Here is a 19668-nt window from a genome sequence, read left to right as displayed (position 1 = left end):
ATGCCCTATAGCTAAAACATCTTTAGAAAAAGTATGTAAATTATAGTCACCTCCAACTACCGCTAAGAGTTTTCCATTAGCATAAACAGGAATGGCATAAGTAATTCCTATTTCTCCTGTTGTTACAGATTTATATGGATCAGTTGTTATAAATTTTCCAGCTGCTTTAGCTTCTTTATACCAACCTCTATTTTTAGTATCATAACCCTTTGATAAATCAAGTACTTGACCATCTGATTGATAATTTTTGCCACTATCTTCAAAACCAACATAAACTAGCTCAAACCCAGAAGTTTTTGCAGCTAGTTTGAGATTTTGCATAATTTGTTCTGAAGGCATATTTAAATTACTAGAAAATTGTTCTGCTAAAGATTCTATAGCTAATCTTTTAGTTGTTCCATAAAAATCATACAGAGCATTTGTATCCATCATATTGTTTATTTGCATTTCTGTTAGTAAATCAAAAGTACTATTTTTTGAATTAAAATAACTGACTAAGTTAATCAGTATTACAATAGAAACTACACCTACACACATTATCCATATAAGCTTTGAAGATAAGCTCTTAGAAAATGAAAAAACCATAACAGCTCCTTAAAATTTTGTAGTAAATTTTTATACAACGATTATCATGCTATTAATATAACAAAATAACAACAAAATAATAAATATATAAAATAAAAAGTAAATTATTTATTATATGATGTCCTAGTTATAATATTTTAAAAGCATTTATCAAAAATGTATATTAATCAGTATATTTTGAGAGTATTGTAACTTTATAACACAATTTATGCTAAGCTGAAAGAAAAACTTTCAGCTTAAAAAATTATAATTTATTTTCGTTTTTACTTAGATAATCAGCAACACCTTTAGGGTCAGCCTTCATACCTTCATCACCTTTATTCCAACCAGCTGGGCAAACTTCACCATGTTCATTAGTAAATAGCATAGTATCAACCATTCTAATCATTTCATCAATGTTTCTTCCAAGTGGTAAGTCATTTATAACTGCATGGCGGATTGTTCCATCAGCATCAAGCAAGAAAGAACCTCTTAAAGCAACTGCTTCTTCAAATAAAACATCAAAATTTCTGGCAATTTGTTTTGTTAAGTCAGCTACTAAAGGAAATTTAACTTGACCTATACCACCTTGATTTACCGGCATATTTTTCCAAGCAAAGTGAGAGAATTCGTTATCGCAAGATACACCAATTACTTCAATACCTCTATCTTTAAAATCTTGATATCTTTTATCAAAAGCAATAATTTCAGAAGGGCAAACAAAAGTAAAATCTTTTGGATAGAAAAATACTACTGCACCTTTTGGTCCTATATTTTTATAAAGATTAAAATCTCCAACTATTTCATTATTACCTAATACAGCAGGTGCTGTAAAATCAATAGCTTTTTTAGTTACTATCATCGTTTATCTCCTAATTAATAAATTTTATTTGTAACAAAATAATATCATTTGTAAATTTAAAAATTTATTAATTGTGTAAATTTGTATGTAAATTAATTTTATTATCAAAATTAAAAGATTTTAAGAATAAAATTAAGACAATTTTGATAATCTTATATTAAACTTTTAATATTTAAGGAGTAAAAAATGGCAGTTAAAATTACTGATATTTGTATAGCATGTGGTTCTTGTATAGATGAATGCCCAGTAAGTGCAATCGTAGATGATGCAAATAACCCTGAGGGCGAAGATAGATATTATGTTTATGCTGATAAATGTGTTGAATGTGTAGGACATAATGATCAGCCAGCATGTGCAAGTGCATGTCCAACTGATGGCTGTATTGTATGGAGCGATGTAGTTAGTGGTCAACCAAGTCGTGATAATATCGGAAGCGATTTAAGAGATGGCTCAACTCCGGTATTTGCTTAATTAATACCCAATACAAGCATCTTTCTAGTATTTAAGATGCTTGTAGCTTCTTCATTTTATAACTCAAAATTACATTTTTTATATAAATTTAAAGCATTTTTTGATATAATTAGCTCTTTTATAAATATAAAACTTATCTAAATTAAGGGGACGATTTTGGAAAAAACACTTTCTATTATTAAACCTGATGCAGTAAAAAAAGGCGTTATTGGTCAAATTTTAACACGCTTTGAAAGCAATGGTCTAAGAATAGCGGCTACAAAAAAAATACAGCTTTCAGAAAAAGAAGCACAAGAATTTTATGCTGTACACAAAGATAGACCATTTTTTAAAGACTTAGTTGAATTTATGATCAGTGGTCCGGTTGTGGTTTCTGTTTTAGAAGGCGAAAATGCTGTGTTAAAAAACAGAGAATTAATGGGTGCTACAAATCCAAAAGAAGCGGCTCCTGGTACTATCAGAGCAGATTTTGCAGATAGTATTGATGCAAACGCGGTTCATGGAAGCGATAGCTTGGAAAATGCAAAAATTGAAATAGAATTTTTCTTTTCAAAAACTGAAATTTTATAATGAAAATTGCCTTTGCAAAACTTAGCTCTGTAGCTTATCCTTTTAAACTAGATCTTGATAATATAGTTTTTGAAGGAACTATTACAAAAGTTAATCCAAAATTAGCTAAAATAACAGCTAATTTTAAAGGATTTACTTATAGAAATTGCGATCGATGTGGTGATGAAATGGAACTTGAAATCGATCAAAATATAGAGCTTTTTGCAAGCGATGGAATTTTTAAAGATGAAAATAATACTTTAAGTGATACTATGGAGTTTTTTGACTCTCATATTGACTTAATAGAGCTTGCTACAAGTGAATTACAATCTTACTTAAGTGATTATTTTTATTGTAATAAATGTTTAAATTAATAAAGGAGTAAAAAATGGCAGTACCTAAGAGAAGAGTGAGCAAAACTCGCGCAGCAAAACGCAGAACTCATTACAAAGTTACCCTACCTATGCCTATTAAGGATAAAGATGGTAGCTACAAAATGCCTCATCGTGTAAATCCTGTAACTAAGGAATATTAAGAACAATGACGAGCATTGCTATTGATGCAATGGGTGGTGATTTTGGGGAAAAGCCTATTATAGAAGGTGTAATTCAAGCTCTAAAAGAGCGAAAATTTAAAGCCATCTTAGTAGGAGATCCTCAAAAGCTTAAAACCTTAATCCCTCAAGAATTAAACTCATATATAGAATATGAAGAGGCTTTTGATGTATTTGCTATGGAAGAAAATTCTACAGATGCATTAAAACGAAAAGATAGTACAATCTACAAAGCCATAGATTTAGTAAGAAATCAAAAAGCAAAAGCTGTTGTGTCAGCTGGACATAGTGGAGCTACTATGAGTTTGGCTACTTTAAGACTTGGAAGATTAGCCAATATCGCTAGACCTGCAATAGCCACTTTAATGCCAAATATCCATTCAAGAACATTAGTGTTAGATGTTGGTGCAAATGTTGATTGCAAAAGTGAACATTTGTTTCAATTTGCCATTATGGGTGAAGCCTATGCTAAAGAAATTTTAAAAATTGCTAAGCCTAGAGTTGCTTTGCTTTCAAATGGTGAAGAAGAATGCAAAGGAAATGAGCTTACTAAAGAAACCCATCAACTTTTAAAGCAACTTTCAAATTTTGTCGGAAATGCTGAAGGAAGAGATATATTTAATGGCACGATAGATGTATTAGTATGCGATGGTTTTAATGGAAATATCTTACTTAAAACCGGCGAAGGTGTAGCAAGTGTTATTACAAAACTTTTAAAACAAGAAATTCAAAAATCTTTTTTATCAAAACTTGGCTATCTTTTAGCAAAACCTGCTTTTAATGAATTAAAAACCCACATTGATTATGAAGAATATGGCGGGGCCCCACTTCTAGGTGTGAAAGAATGTGTCATTATAAGTCATGGTAAAAGCGGTCCAAAAGCCATTAAAAATGCTATTTTTCAAGCATTAAATTTTACACAATCAAATATAAATCAAACTATAGAAAAAGAACTTGCCAATTATGAAATCAACTAAAGCTTCATTAAAAAGTATAGCTTCTTACATTCCCGAAAAAATACTTAGCAATAAAGAATTAGAATCTATGGTGCAAACTAGTGATGAGTGGATATTAAGAAGAACAGGAATAGAACAAAGACGCATAGCAAATGATGATGAAAACACAAGTGATCTTGGTACTAAAGCAGCTATCAAAGCTATACAAAGAGCGAATTTAAAACCTCAAGACATAGATGCTATTATTGTTGCTACTTTAAGTCCTGATTGCTTTACTATGCCATCAACTGCATGTAAAATTGCTCATAATCTTGGATTAAAAGACATCACTGCTTTTGACATTTCTGCAGCATGTTCAGGGTTTATTTATCTTTTAGAACTTGCTAAATCTATGGTTGAAAGCAAAACAAAGAAAAATGTTTTAATTATTGGAGCTGAAAAAATTAGCTCTATTATAGACTATACAGATAGAAGTATTTGTGTTTTATTTGGCGATGGAGCTGGTGCTGGAATTGTATCTTTAGATGATAATTATCCGATTATAGATACTCATACAGCAAGTGATGGGGAGTTTGGAGATTTATTAATAACTCAAAGATCTCAAAAAAGTAGCATTTGCTCTCCTCTTTCTATGCAAATGAAAGGAAATGAAGTATTTAAAATTGCAGTAAATACTCTAAGTAATGATGTTGTTGATATTCTTGCAAAAAATAATATAAAAAGTGAAGAAATTGATCTTTTTATACCTCATCAGGCTAATTTAAGAATTATTAAAGCCGTGCAAGAAAAATTAAATTTTACAGATGAACAATGCGTAGTTACAGTGCAAAAATACGGCAATACTTCAGCAGCCTCAATACCTATGGCAATGAATGATGCTTATGAACAAGGTCGTTTAAAACAAGGCTCACTAATATTGCTTGATGCTTTTGGTGGTGGATTTACTTGGGGTTCAGCATTGCTTCGTTTTGGCGGAGAAAATAACAAATAAGTTTATAAAGCTTATTTGTTATTTAAAAGTTTCTATTTGATCTAATACTGACTTTCTAACTTGATTGTCTGAAGAATCTACACGAATATAAAACTCTACCCTATTATTTATTTCATCTTCTTTATTTGCACTTAAAGGGTAATTATCACCAAAACTTACAATTATAAGTTGAGTTGGATCGATTCCTTTAGCTATTAAATAATCGGCTACAACTTGAGATCTTTTACTAGCTAAATCAAAATTTCTCTTAGGATCCCTATCGCTTGCATCAGTATAACCTCTAAGTTCTATTTGAGCTTGCTTTGGCATTTTCTTAAGCACTTCACTAATACGCTTTAAAAAATCTTGTACATCAGCAGAATCAATCTGAATACTACCCCTAGCAAATTCAACTCTAGCTGGTAAATTTAAAACTATATTATTTTCTCTTTGATCTAATGCTGCTTTTAATTTTTCTATATTTTCTTGTTGAGTAATACTTAATTTCTTAAGTTTTTCAAGCTCTTCTACATTTGCATTTGAAGGTGCGCTATATTTATTATGCACTTCACTTTCTTTTTCTAAAGGACTAGAAGCAGTGAATTCAAAAATTTTAACAAATTCAGTTTTCAAGGCTTCAGTTTTTGCAGGATTACTTTCAGAAATCGCCCAAAGAGCAATAAAAAGCGCCAAAAGCAAACTTAAAAAGTCTGCATAAGGCACTGCCCATTTTTCACCTGCTGGACATTCTGGACATTTATGTTTTTTTCCCATTTTTAACTCTTATTTATCAAATTGAGAAATTCTAGGCTCATCATGACTTAAATAGTTAAATAACTTTGCCTCCAAATCTCTTGGATTAGCTCCTTCTGCAATACTTACAATAGCGTGAGAAATAACTATTCTTTCCTTAATTAAATCATGTGAATTAGCTTTCATTTTATTACCCCAAGGCCCAAATAAAGCATAAGCACCAAAAATTCCCGTAACAGTTGCTGTAAAAGCTCCTGAAATACCCGCTGCCATAGCCTGTGGATCATCGAGTAGTTTAAGTGCTAAAATCAATCCAAAAACAGCGCCAACAAGCCCCATAGTAGGACAAGTTTCACCAAAGCGTATCCAATATTCTGCACATTCTTTATAATATTCTTCCATTTCTTCTACTTGAATTTCCATACTTTCTTTAATTTCTTCTACGCTCTTACCATCTACCATCATCATCATAGCTTCTTTTAAGAACTCATTGTCAATTTCATTAGTTTTTGACTCTAAAGCCAAAAGTCCATCTCTTCTTGCTATAACAGAGTATTCTACAAGCTCAGCTATTCTTTGACTTAAATTTACCCCCGAACCTTTAAAAACTACCTTTAATTCCTTATATGCACCTTTAACAATTTTTTTATGTGTAGAAGTCATTGCGCAAAAAGCTGCTGTAGGCACCACGATAATAAAAGACGCTAAGTGTAAAACATGCAAAGGGTTACCACCCTCTAAAATATCCCCTACAGAAATACTAACAACAGCTAATACCATCCCAAGTATGGTTGAAAGATCCATTAAACATTCTCCTTATTTTAATATACCCCAATTTTTGGCAATACTTGATGAAGTTTTTAATTTAACTTTTAATTTTACAATATTTTCCATAATATCACTAGCTTTTTTTGCAAAATCCTCACAAAGTTCATCTTTTACTTCAAAAATAAGCTCATCATGAATTTGCAAAATTAAGCGTTTGTTTTCATCCAAATTTCTACTTATTTCTATCATTGCCAATTTTATTATATCGGCAGCTGAACCTTGAAGTATAGAGTTAATACTCTCTCTTTCATGCATTGCAATTTGCATAGGCTTTGCATTTTCAAAATCAAAATAACGCTTACGACCTAGCAAAGTACTTATAAAGCCATTTTGCTTAGCTTCATTTTTTACCTTTTCAAAATAAGTTTTAATACTAGTAAAATTCTCAAAATATTTTTCAATATATTCTTTAGCCAACTTTGCTTCTATTTTTAAATTTTGACTCAAAGTCTTATAACCCATACCATAAATAAGACCAAAATTTATACTTTTAGCAATACTTCTTGTCTCATAATCACTATGGCCAAAAATCATAATAGCAGTTTTTGCATGAATATCCTCATCGTTTGAAAACGCTTCTAATAATTTCTCATCTTCACTAAAATGTGCTAGCATTCTAAGCTCAATTTGTGAATAATCAAGTGAGATAAAACTAAATCCTTCTTTTGCAATAAAGCAAGATTTATAATCCTTAGCATATTGACCATGTGCAGGGATATTTTGCAAATTTGGATCTTTTGATGAAAGGCGTCCAGTAGCTGTTCCTGTTTGCAAAAAACTTGAATAAATTCTTGAATTTTCATCTTTTTTAGCTAATTTTAACAAAGGTTCACAATAAGTAGAAACTAATTTTGCAAGCTCTCTGTAAGCTAAAATTTCTTTTACAATCAAATGTTCATCTAAAATAGCATTTAAAACCTTTTCATCAGTAGAATAACCTGTCTTACCTTTTTTACCACTTGGTAATTTTAATTTTTCAAATAAAATATCCCCTACTTGTTTAGGAGAGTTAATATTAAATTTTTCACCCGCTAAATCATATATTTTTTCACTTAGTATTTTAATATCTTGATTAAAACTTTGCATTAAGTTTTCAAGCTTTTGAGTGTCAAGTTTAATGCCATTATTTTCCATCATAATAAGCACTTTGATAAATTCAAACTCACTTTTTTGTGCAAGTTCAAATAAAGGCTTTTCTAAATTTTTTAAAAAATACAAATAAAATCTTAAAGTAATATAAGCATCTTCAGCAGCATATTTACAAGCTTTTTCTACATCCACTCCTGCAAAGTTTTCTCCTTTTTTTACCAAGTCTTCAAAATGTAAAGTCTCATAAGCAAACAATCTTTTTGCCAAATCATCCATATTTACACGCAAACTTGGCTCTTTAAGCCATGCAAGTATCATAGTATCAGCATAGTTTTTTGGAGGAAGTAAATTAAAATTATTTTTTATGATTTCAAAGTCATATTTAAGATTATGGCCTATAACCGTGCTTTGATATATTTTTTCTATACCCTTTTTAGCTACTTGCATAGAAATTTGCTTACAAACTCCTAAATAATCATGTGCAAGTGGCACATAAAAGGCTTCACTTTCATGAAAACAAAAACTAAACCCTACTATCTTAGCTTCTTTAGTATCCAAGCCCGTAGTTTCGGTGTCAAAAGCAACAATACTTTGATCATCAATTTTTTCTAAAATTTCAAATAATTCTTTCTCATCTAAAATTAATCTTGCATTAAATCCTAAATTTTTATCTTTATTAGTAGGATTAGTGCGTAGTTTTTTTAACAAAGCATTTAATTCATAATGCTCTAAAATATCCATAATCTTAAGCAAAGGCTCATCTTTTGGATACTCACAATTTAAAAGCATATCTTTTACATCTAAATTTTCATACAAAGAAGCAAGTTTTTTGCTCAAAAAGGCATTTTCTTTGCCTTCAAGCAACAAATTACGACTTCTCTCATTACGCACTAGTGTTAAGTTTTCATAAATTCCTTCAATACTTTCAAACTCATCAAGTAAATTCTTAGCACCCTTAGCACCAATTCCTTTTACCCCTGGGATATTATCTGAACTATCTCCACATAGAGCTAAAAAATCTCTTATTTGGCTAGGTTTTACCCCATATTTTTCCAAACACCCTGCTTCATTATAATCATTTTTTGAAATAGGGCTATAAATACTAACTTTATCATCTTTTATAAGTTGATACAAATCTTTATCTTGAGTGATAATTCTTATAAAAATATCCTTACTTTCACACTCTTTAACTAAAGATGCGATGATATCATCAGCCTCATATCCTTCGCAAGAAAAACTTGAAAAACCCATTTTTTCTATCATTTGAATGCAAATTGGAATTTGAGCTAATAAATCAGGTGGAGGTGGAGTGCGGTTGATTTTATAATTTGGATCAATTTCACTTCTAAAAGTTTTTCCTTTACTATCAAGAGCAAAAATAATCATATCACTAGGATGTTCATTTTTCAAACTATAAATAAAATTAGCAAAACCACTAATCATATTACTAGGCTCACCTTTTGAATTTTTCAACCCCTTTAAAGCATAAAAAAGTCTAAAGAAAAAGCCAAAAGTATCAATTATTGTTAAAGTTTTCATTTTTTTCCTATATTAAAAAATAATAATAATTATCGCCCAAAATTATTTAAAAGTCGGTAAAAAGTATTAAATTTCCATTTTAAGCATTTTAGTTACAATTATATTTTAAATTTAAAACAAAGGTTTAATCTTGCAAACAAAATCAATCGCGGATGAAAATTTTCAAACTCCACAAGGAAAAAAGGCATTTAAAAAGGCTGTGTTTTCATGCTGGCTAGGAACTGCCATGGAATATGCAGATTTTGCACTTTATGGCTTAGCTGCAGCTACTGTTTTTTCAGAAGTTTTCTTTCCTGAACAAACTCCTGTTATAGCATTATTGCTTAGTTTTGTTACTTATGGTATAGGTTTTATTGCTAGACCTATTGGAGCTTTATTTTTTGGATATTTAGGAGATAAATACGGAAGAAAAAATGTATTAATGAGCACCATTGCATTAATGGGTATTTCAACTACTTTAATTGGTTTTATACCAAGTTATGCAGTAATTGGAATTTGGGCTCCTATATGTTTGGTTATTTTGCGTTTTATGCAAGGCTTTGGAGCAGGTGCTGAGCTTTCAGGTGGGACTGTCATGCTTGGAGAATATGCTCCTAGCAAACATAGAGGTTTAATCTCTTCTGTTATAGCACTTGGATCAAACAGCGGAACCTTGCTTGCGGCTTTCGTGTGGCTTTTAGTTACAAGTATGGATGATGCTAGTTTTAAAGAATGGGGATGGAGAATTCCTTTTATAGGAAGTATTTTTATAGCACTTTTTGCTGTTTATATGCGTTTAAATGTAAAAGAAACTCCTGTTTTTGAAAAACAAAAAGAATTAATGCTAAAAATTCGTCATGAAAATGAAGCACATATGAAAGAAGATGAAAGAACTTTTTGGCAGAAAAGTCGTGCATTTTGGACTATGGTGGGTATAAGGATAGGAGAAAATGGACCATCTTATCTTGCACAAGGCTTTATAGTAGGTTATGTAACTAAAATTTTACTTCTTGATAAATCAGTAGCCACAACTGCTGTTGTTATCGCTTCTTTGGTGGGATTTTTGGTTATACCTTTAGCAGGATATTTAAGTGATAAATTTGGAAGGCGTATTACTTATAGAACCTTTTGCTTGCTTTTAATGCTTTATGCTTTCCCTGCTTTTATGCTACTTGATAGTAAAAATGAAATTATTGTAATTTTAACTATCATTGTAGGTATGTCTTTAGCATCTTTAGGAATTTTTGGCGTACAAGCTGCGTGGGGTGTGGAGCTTTTTGGAGCAAAAAATCGCTATACCAAAATGGCACTAGCAAAAGAATTTGGCTCTATACTTTCAGGAGGAACCGCTCCTATGATAGCTTCAGCTTTGCTTGCTTATTATGGCACTTGGTGGCCAATAGCCTTGTATTTTGTTATCACTGCAGGAATTGGTTTTATCACAACTTTCTTTGCACCAGAAACTAGAGGCAGGGATTTAAATTTAATAGAAGATGCGATATGATACGCCTTATTTTAGATACTGATATAGGCAATGGAATAGCAGGGGCTAATACTGATGATGGTTTAGCCCTTGGACTTATTTTAGCCTCCAAAGAAATCAAACTTGAAATGATTAGCACTTTAAGTGGTAATGTGCAAGCTTTAACCGCTTATAGTGTTGCTAAAGATTTATTAAATAAGCTTAATCTAAACATACCTTTGTATTTAGGTGCTCATGAAGCTTTATGTGAAGATAGTCATTTTTGGAGACAAAGACTAGATAAAGGTGTAGAAGAGTTTAAGCTTACTCATCTTTGGGATCATATAAAACCTATAAAAATCCTAGAAAACATAAACCCAAATGCTTGTATGAAAATGGGTGAGCTTGTTATGCAAAACCCAGGTGAAATTTCAATTTGCGCTATAGGGCCTTTAACAAATATAGCCATAGCTATGAAGCTTTTTAAAGACTTTGATAAAAATGTAAAAGAAATTTTTATCATGGGTGGAAGTTTTGATATGCCTTATCATATCAAAGATACAAATTTTGGCTTTGATCCTGAAGCTGCTAGTATAGTTTTAAACTCAAGAGCTAAAATCACACTTGTTCCTTATAATGCAACAATGCAAACTATGCTCACACATGAAGATTTAAATGCTTTAGAAAATCAAAATCCACTTTGTGATTTTTTAGTGCAGACTTTAAGAGTTTGGATTGATTTTGCAAGCAAAACAAGAGGCACAAATGGCACATGGATACACGATGCATTAACTATTGCTTATATGCTTGATCCAAATTTAGCAAATTTTGATGAGTATTTAGTAGATGTCATTTGTGATAGTACTTTTGCTAGAGGAAGCACGATAAGGTGTTTTAAAGACGCTAAAATGCCTATGAAAAATCATGAATTAAAAAACACCATAAAAGTTTTAAAAGATGTTGATAATGCTAGACTTTTAAATCTTTTAAAATCAAGACTTTTAAATGGAATTTGCTATGAAAATTACAAAAGCATAACGACTTAATTTACCCAAGGCTATAAAAATACTTGCTTTTAAAAAAGAATACTTAGCAAATCCAAGCCCTAGTGCAAAAAGATCTCCCACTATGGGTAAAAAAGTAAAAAAAGCATACAAAGAGCCAAATTTTTTAAAGTTTGCATTGATTTTTTCTAATTTACATAAAGAGTTTTTAAAATATTTTTCCAAAATTTGACTCTCTCCAAAATAAGCTAATGCATAAGTACTTAAACTACCCAAAGTATTCCCCAAGCTTGCTATAAATAAAACCATATAAGCATTAAAATCTAATTTCACAAAAATAAGCACAAAAGCCTCACTAGCCATAGGTAAAAGTGTGCTAGAGAGAAAACATACTACGAAAAGCCCTATATAACTTATATCATTATATAAAAAATCAAACATTATAAATTTTCTTAGTATTTATTTTATAAACTATCATTTTAAAGAATTTTTAATAATAATTATCTTAGAATGTAAAGTCATTTGGCAATTTTTTAAAAGGAAAAACTATGGAAAGGAAAAAATTTTCTAAACTAAATTTAGAATACTCATTTAACAAAGCTTCTTTTTCTTGGCGTTAAGCCTGCTACTACATTTTCAATCATTTTTTATTTTACATTTTTAGTTTTAGTTGATCATTTTTGATTTTATATTATTAATCATTTTAAGGAAATACTATGAAAAAATATTATGGAAAATTTGGTGGGCAATTTGTGCCAAATGAAGTAAAAATAGCATTAGATGAAGTAGAAAAAGCTTTTTTAAAACTCAAAAAAGATAAAGATTTTAACACAGAATTAAAAGAACTCTTAACTAATTATGTGGGAAGACCCACACCTTTATACCATGCTAAAAATTTAAGCAAGCTTTATAATCATGAAATTTATTTAAAAAGAGAAGACTTAACTCACACAGGAGCTCATAAGATCAACAATGCCATAGCTCAAGCCTTAATGGCAAAGAAAATGAATAAGAAAAAAATTATTGCAGAAACCGGAGCAGGACAACATGGGCTTGCAACAGCTACTGCAGCAGCACTTTTGGAACTTGAATGTGAGATATTTATGGGAGCTATTGATGTAAAAAGACAAGCCTTAAATGTCTATAAAATGGAGCTTTTAGGAGCAAAAGTTCACGCAGTAGAAAGTGGAAGTAAAACTTTAAGTGATGCGGTAGATGAGGCTTTAAATTTTTGGATTAAAAATACCAAAGAAGTATTTTATGTAGTAGGAAGTGCAGTAGGACCTTATCCTTATCCGCAAATTGTTACGCATTTTCAAAGCATTATAGGTAAAGAATGTAAAATGCAACTTAGAAAATTAAATAAAAAAGTAGATTACATCATAGCAGCAGCTGGAGGTGGTAGCAATGCTGCTGGAATTTTTCATGCATTTTTAAAAGATGAAAAAGTTAAGCTCATAGGTGTTGAAGCAGCAGGTTTAGGAAAAGATACACCTTATCATGCAGCCACACTTACTAAAGGCGAAGAAGGTATTATCCATGGTATGAAAACTAAAGTTTTACAAGATGATAAAGGCAATATTGCTCATACTTTTAGTATTTCTGCTGGGCTTGATTACCCTGGCATAGGGCCTTTGCACGCATATTTGCAAGAAAGTAAAAGAGCAAGTTATCATGCTATTAGTGATGATGAGTGTATTAATGCTTTAAAATTATTATGTAAAGAAGAAGGTATTATACCCGCTATTGAAAGCTCACATGCATTAGCTTATTTAGAAAAACTTTGTCCAACTTTAAAGAAAAAAAGTGTGATAGTTGTAAATCTTTCAGGAAGAGGCGATAAAGATATGCAAAGTATTTATGAATATAAAAAAGGTGAAATTTATGGTTGAAGAATAACTTCAACCAATTTATTTTTTTATGCTTTTTAGCTCTAAATTTAGATAATACCCTGTATAAGAACCACTTTTTTTATGATTTTTAGCAAGCTCTTCAACGCTACCTTTAGCTATAACCTTACCACCTTTAACTCCACCTTCAGGTCCCATATCGATGATATAATCAGCATTTTTAATCACATCTAAATTATGCTCTATCACAAACACACTATTTCCAAGATCAACTAAATGTTGCAAAACTACAATAAGTTTATTAACATCTTCAAAATGAAGTCCTGTTGTAGGTTCATCTAAAATATAAAGAGTTTTTCCTGTATCGCTTCTGCTTAATTCTTTAGCTAACTTAATACGCTGAGCCTCCCCACCACTTAAAGTAGTTGCATTTTGTCCTAAGGTAAGATAATCAAGCCCAACTTTTACCAAAGTATCAAGCTTTTGTTTTATCTTTGGCACAGAAGTAAAAAACTCACTTGCTTCAATAATACTCATATTTAAAACATCAGCTATGCTTTTACCTTTATATTTAATCTCTAAAGTTGCATCATTATATCTTTTACCATTGCAAACATCACAAGTTACCATCACATCAGGCAAAAAGTGCATTTCGATTTTAATCTCACCATCGCCACTACACTTTTCACATCTTCCACCTTTAACATTAAAAGAAAAACGCCCTGCTTTATAACCTCGCATTTTAGCTTCTTTGGTAGCTGCAAAAAGATTACGAATTTCATCCATAGCACCTGTATAAGTAGCGGGATTTGAACGAGGAGTCCTTCCTATAGGACTTTGATCAAGATAAATTACCTTATCAAGTTTTTCCAAACCTTCTATCTTAGCCCCACTTAGTTTTTTAACTTTTTTAGCACGGTTAAGCTCTTCTTTTGCAAATGGGAGCAAAGTTTGCAAGATTAGCGAGCTTTTACCACTTCCTGAAACACCTGTAATTGCTACTAAATTATGCAATGGAAAATCTACACTTAAATTTTGAATATTATTAATACTCACATCTTTTAAACTAATAAAATCTTTTTGTTCTCTGTGTTTTTGATGGGCAATTTGCTTTTTACCACTCATATAAAGGGCAGTTTGGCTTTTACTTTTTAATAATTCTTTATAAGTTCCACTAAATACAACTTCACCACCAAATTTACCAGCATTTGGACCAATATCTACGATAAAATCTGCTTCTTCTATTGTCATTTTATCATGCTCAACCACGATTAAAGTATTACCCTTTTGCTGAAGATTTCTTAAAGTTTTAATGAGTTTTGCTGTATCTCGCTCATGCAAACCAATGCTAGGCTCATCTAAAACATACATCACCCCACTTAAACCACTACCAATTTGAGATGCTATACGAATTCTTTGAGCTTCACCTCCACTAATTGTTCTTGCATCACGCCCTAAGGATAAATACCCAAGTCCTACATCATAAAGAAAAAACAATCTTTCATTAATTTCTTTAAAAATAGGCTTAGCTATCAATCTTTCTTGCTCACTCAAATATGCAAAATTAGCTTCTTTTGAAAAAAATGCAGTAGTATTTTCTATGCTCATATCTAAAATTTCACCCAAATTTTTTTCAGCAACTTTTACAGCTAAACTTTCAGCTCTTAAACGATGACCATTGCAATCTTTACAAGTTTTTTCGCTCATATACTCGCTTAAATCTTTTTCATCTTTTAGCATTTCATAAGCATATTTAACTGCACCTTCAAATTTGCGATTTAAGCGATGTCTTTTCCATAAAAAGTTAATTTCCTTGGCATTACCATAAAGTACTAGACGCTTTTCTTCTTCGCTTAGCTCATTATATGGAATTTTTACCCTTATATCATTTTGCTCGCAAAAGGCCATTAAAAACTTATAGTAATAACTTTTATTAAACCCATATAATAGCTTTACAGCTCCTGCTTCTAGGCTTAATTCTTCATTGATAAGCTTTTTCATATCTAGCGTATATCTTATACCAAGACCATCACAACTTGGACAAGCACCTTTTGGAGAATTAAAAGAAAAACTCAAAGGCTCAAGCAAAGGAAAAGAAATTTTACAATCAAAACAAGCATTATGCTCACTATAATGAAAATGTTTTGCTATGTTTAATTCTTCATTATTTAAAACTTCAATTTCCACTTCACCAAAGCTCTCACTAAGACCTTTTTCTATATCGCTTGCAAGTCTTGCCAACATATCATCTTGCACTTGGAGTCTATCTATCACAAGCTTTATTGTATGTTTTTTAGTTTTAGCAAGCTCAATATCCTCATCAAGACGCGTTAAAACCCCATCAATTTGTGCTCTAACATAGCCTTTTGCGACTAAATTTTCCAAAAGATCTGCAAAAGTTCCTTTTTTTTCTTTGATCAAAGGAGCATAAATGATGATTTTTGCCCCTTTTGGAAGCTTTAAGATTTCACCTACGATATCTGCTGCACTCATAGATGAGATTTTTTGGCCACATTGATGACAATGTTGTGAGCCAATCCTTGCATATAAAAGTCTTAAATAATCATAAATTTCAGTAATAGTCCCAACAGTTGATCGAGGATTTTTAGAAGTTGTTTTTTGATCAATAGCAATAGCAGGAGTTAAACCTTCTATTTTATCAACATTTGGCTTACCCACTTTATCTAAAAACTGCCTTGCATAAGCACTTAAACTCTCAATATAGCGGCGTTGTCCTTCTGCATAAAGTGTACCAAAAGCTAAAGTGGATTTACCACTTCCACTAAGTCCTGTAAAAACTATAAGTTTATTTTTAGGAATTTCTAGGTTGATATTTTTAAGATTATTCTCTTTAGCACCAATTATATTAATAGTATCATTCATAACTTTTCCTAAATATTTAAAAATAAATTTATGATTTTAACATAAGAAAAATTAAAATATTTTTCTTTTTTATAAAGGAAAAATTAAAATACATTCTTAAGTTTTATATAAATAAAAATATATATAATGATTATCAAAATTATTTTAAAGGAGAAAAAATGAAATTTTCAAAAATGGTGTTTTTGAGTTTTTTTATAGCAAGTTCTGCTTTAGCTCATCAATTCTTTCCTATGCAAACTAGCAATGGATATGAAGTAGGTTTTTGGGCTGATGATCACTGGGGACAATATCAACCTGATAGGGTTTTTGGTATAAGTGCAAAAGATTCTCAAGGAAAAAATTTAAAAGCTGGCTATGACTACGAAAATAACAAAATATTTATTGAGGGAAAACCTGCTGTTGCAAGTGTTAATTATGATTTTGGATATTACACATTTACAAAAGATGGAAAACATTATGCACAAAAAAGATCTGATATTACAGATATTACTGGTGCAAATGAAGTCACTCAAACAAGAAAAATTTTCAAAATGGGAAAAAGTATTTTTTCTTGGGATGAAGGTTCAAAAAAACCATTAGGATTAAAATTTGAAATAGTTCCTTTACAAAATCCTTTAACACTACATGAAGGAGATAAATTAAAACTCCAAGTTTTACTAGATGGAAGACCCGTAAAAGGAGTTGAATTTGAAGATCAAAATGATGATATCGACAACATAGTAACAAATGAAAAAGGTATAGCAACAATCACACTCACAAAACCAAAAGATGGTTTACAAATAATAGCTGCAAACATCAAACTACCATACAATCTAGACAGATATGGCGATACTTTACAATTGACAGCGACACTAAGTTTTAAATCTAAATAATTTCAAATTCTTAGTCAATAAAATTAATTTTTAATTGACTAAGAAATATGTTACATTTTGTAATATATTAATTTTTTATTTATCCTATATAGCAATAAAATATAATTCTACGATACACTAAATAAATTCACTAAAGCAAAGGAATTAAATGAATATTACTAACAAAATATTATGGTTTTTTGTTGCCATTGTCGGTGCTGTTTGTTTTGGCATATTAGCACTCCAAAATGGCGAAAGTATTTCAGCGATTTATCTTGTTATTGCTGCTTTATGTATTTATATCATAGGGTATAGATTTTATGGTAGATATATTGCCTATAAGGTGCTAGAGCTAGATAAAAACAGAGCAACTCCTGCTGTAGTTAAAAATGACGGATGTGATTTTGTCCCTACAAATAAAATTGTACTTTTTGGACATCATTTTGCCGCTATCGCAGGAGCTGGTCCTTTGGTAGGTCCTATACTTGCTGCACAAATGGGTTATTTACCCTCTATGCTTTGGATATTAATAGGCGGTGTTTTAGCAGGTGCGGTACATGATTTTGTAGTTTTATTTATATCTACGCGTCGTAATGGAAAATCTTTAGGAGAGATGATAAAAGATGAATTAGGACAATTTATCGGCGCAATAGCAATGATTGCTATATTTGGAATTATGCTTATAATTATTGCGATTTTAGCTATGGTTGTTGTAAAAGCTTTAGCAGAATCTCCATGGGGATTATTTACCATCGCAATGACCATTCCTATTGCTGTTTTTATGGGAATTTATATGAGATTTTTAAGACCTGGTAGGGTTGGTGAAGCTTCTATTATAGGTTTTATATTGCTCATATTAGCCATACATTATGGAAGTGAAATAGCTGCTGATCCTTATTGGGCGAAAATATTTACCTTTGATGCACCAACTTTAGCACTTATTATGATGGCTTATGGTTTTATAGCTGCAATTTTACCTGTTTGGTTTTTACTTGCTCCAAGAGATTATTTATCAACTTTTTTAAAAATCGGTGTTATTGTGGTTATGGCTTTAGCTATTGTATTTGTAGCGCCTGATCTTCAAATGCCAAAAATTAATTCTCAATATTTAGATGGAAGTGGGCCTGTATTTGCTGGAGCAATTTTTCCATTTTTATTTATTACCATTGCATGCGGAGCTATTAGTGGTTTTCATGCATTAATTTCAAGTGGCACAACTCCTAAAATGCTTGAAAATGAAACTCATGCATTAGCTGTTGGATATGGCTCCATGCTTATGGAAAGTGCTGTGGCTATCATGGCTTTAATTTGTGCTTGTATTTTACACCCTGGTCTTTACTTTGCCATCAATGCGCCTGCTGCTACTATAGGTGTAGATGTTGCAAATGCAGCTGCTGCTATTTCTAGCTGGGGTTTTAAAATAACTCCTGAAGAAATCACTACTTTAACTACAAATATAGGCGAACAAAGCATATTATCAAGAACTGGTGGGGCACCAACATTTGCTGTAGGTGTTGCTTTAATTTTACATGAATTATTTGGTGGAGTGAATTTAATGGGCTTTTGGTATCACTTTGCTATTTTATTTGAAGCCTTGTTTATTTTAACTGCAGTTGATGCTGGGACAAGAGCTTGTAGATTTATGGCTCAAGATATATTGGGTAATGTTTATAAACCTTTAGGAAATATCAATAATACCTTAGCAGGAATTTTTGCAACAGCTTTAAGTGTTGGTGGATGGGGGTATTTTCTCTATCAAGGAGCGATAGATCCAAAAGGCGGAATTTACTCATTATGGCCACTTTTTGGAGTGAGTAATCAAATGCTTGCTGGTATGGCATTGCTTTTAGCAAGTGCGATTTTATTTAAAATGGGGAAGGCAAGATATACTTGGATTACTCTCATACCTGCTTGTTTTGTTTTAATCGCAACACTTTATGGAGGTATTCAAAAAATTCTTCCTTACAAAGAAGGAGATCCAATCCATAATGCTATAAGTCATGTTGCTGCTGTACAAATAAATACGCAAAAAATACAAGAATTTAATTTAAAACTTTCTCAAACACAAGATGAAGCAATAATCGAGCAAATCAAAAAAGATATAAAATTAGCATCTCAAGCTAAAAACTCCAATTTAATAAATGCAATTTTATGTGTGTTTTTCATGATTACCACTTTGCTTGTTATACTTTCTTGCTTTGGAATTTTTATCAAAAAATTAAACATTCCTTTAAAAGAAAGCCCTTATATAGCATTAAAAAAGGAAAAAACATGATAAAAAAACTTAAATTATGGTATGAAAAATCCGAAAGGTTTTTTCATCCCTTAGTTGGAGTTGCAAGCTATGATAAATATCTTGAACATATGAGAGAAAAACATCCTAAAGTACCTTGTAAAAGTAGAAAAGAATTTTTTAAAGATTTTCTTGAAAAAAAATACAATAGTGGCTTAGGAAAATGCTGATAAATATTAAAGAGTAAAGTTTTTACTATACAAATGATTTTT

Annotated in this window: 19 protein-coding genes; 12 read left to right on the top strand and 7 right to left on the bottom strand. The window is 31.0% G+C overall.

Going from position 1 to position 19668, the window contains the following annotated elements; all coding sequences use genetic code 11:
- Together L8X97_RS05210 and L8X97_RS05205 are read right to left on the bottom strand one after the other, a co-directional pair.
- On the bottom strand, window positions 1–585 hold a 585-nt coding region (locus L8X97_RS05210; protein ID WP_263662797.1), incomplete at its 3' end, for a cache domain-containing protein.
- 244 nt (window positions 586–829) lie between these two features.
- Entirely contained in the window at window positions 830–1426 is a 597-nt protein-coding gene (locus L8X97_RS05205; protein WP_133319569.1) for a peroxiredoxin, read from the bottom strand.
- 186 nt (window positions 1427–1612) lie between these two features.
- Here L8X97_RS05205 and L8X97_RS05200 point away from each other — a divergent pair, with 186 nt between their 5' ends.
- The 6 genes from L8X97_RS05200 to L8X97_RS05175 all read left to right on the top strand — a co-directional run bounded on the left by L8X97_RS05200 (window position 1613) and on the right by L8X97_RS05175 (window position 4946).
- Window positions 1613–1897, top strand: coding sequence for a ferredoxin, 4Fe-4S (locus L8X97_RS05200; RefSeq protein ID WP_039619165.1), 285 nt, complete (start codon window positions 1613–1615; stop codon window positions 1895–1897).
- A 156-nt stretch (window positions 1898–2053) separates the two neighbouring features.
- A complete protein-coding gene (gene ndk / locus L8X97_RS05195; RefSeq protein WP_039642239.1) occupies window positions 2054–2467 on the top strand; it encodes a nucleoside-diphosphate kinase in 414 nt (137 codons plus the stop codon).
- Entirely contained in the window at window positions 2467–2820 is a 354-nt protein-coding gene (locus L8X97_RS05190) for a hypothetical protein (RefSeq protein WP_087699608.1), read from the top strand. Before ndk ends, L8X97_RS05190 begins: the two co-directional genes overlap by 1 nt.
- A 14-nt stretch (window positions 2821–2834) precedes the next feature.
- The gene (rpmF, locus tag L8X97_RS05185; protein ID WP_012662034.1) at window positions 2835–2981 is read left to right on the top strand and encodes a 50S ribosomal protein L32; all 147 of its coding nucleotides are present in this window, start codon (window positions 2835–2837) and stop codon (window positions 2979–2981) included.
- 5 nt (window positions 2982–2986) lie between these two features.
- Window positions 2987–3976 carry a phosphate acyltransferase PlsX gene (plsX, locus tag L8X97_RS05180; protein WP_263659786.1) on the top strand — a complete coding sequence of 330 codons (990 nt, stop codon included), beginning with the start codon at window positions 2987–2989 and terminating at the stop codon, window positions 3974–3976.
- Window positions 3963–4946: a beta-ketoacyl-ACP synthase III gene (locus L8X97_RS05175; protein WP_263662796.1), complete on the top strand. Its 984-nt coding sequence runs from the start codon at window positions 3963–3965 to the stop codon at window positions 4944–4946. The genes plsX and L8X97_RS05175 overlap by 14 nt, the downstream gene beginning before the upstream one ends.
- An 18-nt stretch (window positions 4947–4964) precedes the next feature.
- Here L8X97_RS05175 and motB read toward each other — a convergent pair whose 3' ends face one another.
- The 3 genes from motB to polA are packed head-to-tail and all read right to left on the bottom strand — an operon-like array spanning window position 4965 to window position 9134.
- Entirely contained in the window at window positions 4965–5699 is a 735-nt protein-coding gene (gene motB / locus L8X97_RS05170; RefSeq protein WP_263660485.1) for a flagellar motor protein MotB, read from the bottom strand.
- Window positions 5700–5708: 9 nt separating this feature from the next.
- Window positions 5709–6482: a flagellar motor stator protein MotA gene (gene motA, locus L8X97_RS05165; RefSeq protein WP_133319563.1), complete on the bottom strand. Its 774-nt coding sequence runs from the start codon at window positions 6480–6482 to the stop codon at window positions 5709–5711.
- A 12-nt stretch (window positions 6483–6494) separates the two neighbouring features.
- On the bottom strand, window positions 6495–9134 hold the full coding sequence (gene polA, locus L8X97_RS05160; protein ID WP_263662795.1) for a DNA polymerase I: 2640 nt from the start codon (window positions 9132–9134) through the stop codon (window positions 6495–6497).
- A 130-nt stretch (window positions 9135–9264) separates the two neighbouring features.
- Here polA and L8X97_RS05155 point away from each other — a divergent pair, with 130 nt between their 5' ends.
- Together L8X97_RS05155 and L8X97_RS05150 are read left to right on the top strand one after the other, a co-directional pair.
- Entirely contained in the window at window positions 9265–10617 is a 1353-nt protein-coding gene (locus tag L8X97_RS05155; protein WP_263660483.1) for an MFS transporter, read from the top strand.
- Complete coding sequence (locus tag L8X97_RS05150; protein ID WP_263659789.1) at window positions 10617–11621, top strand: nucleoside hydrolase; 1005 nt, start codon at window positions 10617–10619, stop codon at window positions 11619–11621. The genes L8X97_RS05155 and L8X97_RS05150 overlap by 1 nt, the downstream gene beginning before the upstream one ends.
- Here the strand turns inward: L8X97_RS05150 and L8X97_RS05145 are convergent.
- Window positions 11577–12020, bottom strand: a complete 444-nt coding sequence (locus L8X97_RS05145; RefSeq protein ID WP_263662794.1) for a YqaA family protein — start codon at window positions 12018–12020, stop codon at window positions 11577–11579. The genes L8X97_RS05150 and L8X97_RS05145 overlap by 45 nt on opposite strands.
- A 275-nt stretch (window positions 12021–12295) precedes the next feature.
- On the opposite strand from L8X97_RS05145, the gene trpB reads away from it, so the two are divergent.
- Window positions 12296–13471, top strand: coding sequence for a tryptophan synthase subunit beta (gene trpB / locus L8X97_RS05140; protein WP_263662793.1), 1176 nt, complete (start codon window positions 12296–12298; stop codon window positions 13469–13471).
- Between the two features lie 18 nt (window positions 13472–13489).
- Here the strand turns inward: trpB and uvrA are convergent, their stop codons facing one another.
- Window positions 13490–16312 (bottom strand): excinuclease ABC subunit UvrA, encoded by a 2823-nt coding sequence (gene uvrA, locus L8X97_RS05135; protein ID WP_133319558.1) that lies wholly within the window; start codon window positions 16310–16312, stop codon window positions 13490–13492.
- Between the two features lie 158 nt (window positions 16313–16470).
- Between uvrA and L8X97_RS05130 the strand changes: the two genes are divergently transcribed.
- The 3 genes from L8X97_RS05130 to kcuS all read left to right on the top strand — a co-directional run bounded on the left by L8X97_RS05130 (window position 16471) and on the right by kcuS (window position 19626).
- Entirely contained in the window at window positions 16471–17184 is a 714-nt protein-coding gene (locus tag L8X97_RS05130) for a DUF4198 domain-containing protein (protein ID WP_263662792.1), read from the top strand.
- A 148-nt stretch (window positions 17185–17332) separates the two neighbouring features.
- On the top strand, window positions 17333–19438 hold the full coding sequence (locus tag L8X97_RS05125; RefSeq protein WP_133319556.1) for a carbon starvation CstA family protein: 2106 nt from the start codon (window positions 17333–17335) through the stop codon (window positions 19436–19438).
- Window positions 19435–19626, top strand: coding sequence for a KCU-star family selenoprotein (kcuS, locus tag L8X97_RS05120; RefSeq protein ID WP_263662791.1), 192 nt, complete (start codon window positions 19435–19437; stop codon window positions 19624–19626). The genes L8X97_RS05125 and kcuS overlap by 4 nt, the downstream gene beginning before the upstream one ends.
- Window positions 19627–19668 lie beyond the last annotated feature (42 nt).

Origin of the sequence: Campylobacter sp. CNRCH_2013_0671h (genome assembly GCF_025773055.1) — a bacterium.
Taxonomy (GTDB): Bacteria; Campylobacterota; Campylobacteria; order Campylobacterales; family Campylobacteraceae; genus Campylobacter_D; species Campylobacter_D lari_D.
This window is presented reverse-complemented; position numbering and strand designations above follow the sequence as displayed.

Bases quoted from the DNA above. Each gene is read 5' to 3' on its own strand.
- L8X97_RS05205 (WP_133319569.1), bottom strand. From the start codon at position 1,426: ATGATAGTAACTAAAAAAGCTATTGATTTTACAGCACCTGCTGTATTA.
- L8X97_RS05200 (WP_039619165.1), top strand. From the start codon at position 1,613: ATGGCAGTTAAAATTACTGATATTTGTATAGCATGTGGTTCTTGTATA.
- L8X97_RS05190 (WP_087699608.1), top strand. From the start codon at position 2,467: ATGAAAATTGCCTTTGCAAAACTTAGCTCTGTAGCTTATCCTTTTAAA.
- rpmF (WP_012662034.1), top strand. From the start codon at position 2,835: ATGGCAGTACCTAAGAGAAGAGTGAGCAAAACTCGCGCAGCAAAACGC.
- plsX (WP_263659786.1), top strand. From the start codon at position 2,987: ATGACGAGCATTGCTATTGATGCAATGGGTGGTGATTTTGGGGAAAAG.
- L8X97_RS05175 (WP_263662796.1), top strand. From the start codon at position 3,963: ATGAAATCAACTAAAGCTTCATTAAAAAGTATAGCTTCTTACATTCCC.
- motB (WP_263660485.1), bottom strand. From the start codon at position 5,699: ATGGGAAAAAAACATAAATGTCCAGAATGTCCAGCAGGTGAAAAATGG.
- motA (WP_133319563.1), bottom strand. From the start codon at position 6,482: ATGGATCTTTCAACCATACTTGGGATGGTATTAGCTGTTGTTAGTATT.
- polA (WP_263662795.1), bottom strand. From the start codon at position 9,134: ATGAAAACTTTAACAATAATTGATACTTTTGGCTTTTTCTTTAGACTT.
- L8X97_RS05145 (WP_263662794.1), bottom strand. From the start codon at position 12,020: ATGTTTGATTTTTTATATAATGATATAAGTTATATAGGGCTTTTCGTA.
- trpB (WP_263662793.1), top strand. From the start codon at position 12,296: ATGAAAAAATATTATGGAAAATTTGGTGGGCAATTTGTGCCAAATGAA.
- uvrA (WP_133319558.1), bottom strand. From the start codon at position 16,312: ATGAATGATACTATTAATATAATTGGTGCTAAAGAGAATAATCTTAAA.
- L8X97_RS05130 (WP_263662792.1), top strand. From the start codon at position 16,471: ATGAAATTTTCAAAAATGGTGTTTTTGAGTTTTTTTATAGCAAGTTCT.
- L8X97_RS05125 (WP_133319556.1), top strand. From the start codon at position 17,333: ATGAATATTACTAACAAAATATTATGGTTTTTTGTTGCCATTGTCGGT.
- kcuS (WP_263662791.1), top strand. From the start codon at position 19,435: ATGATAAAAAAACTTAAATTATGGTATGAAAAATCCGAAAGGTTTTTT.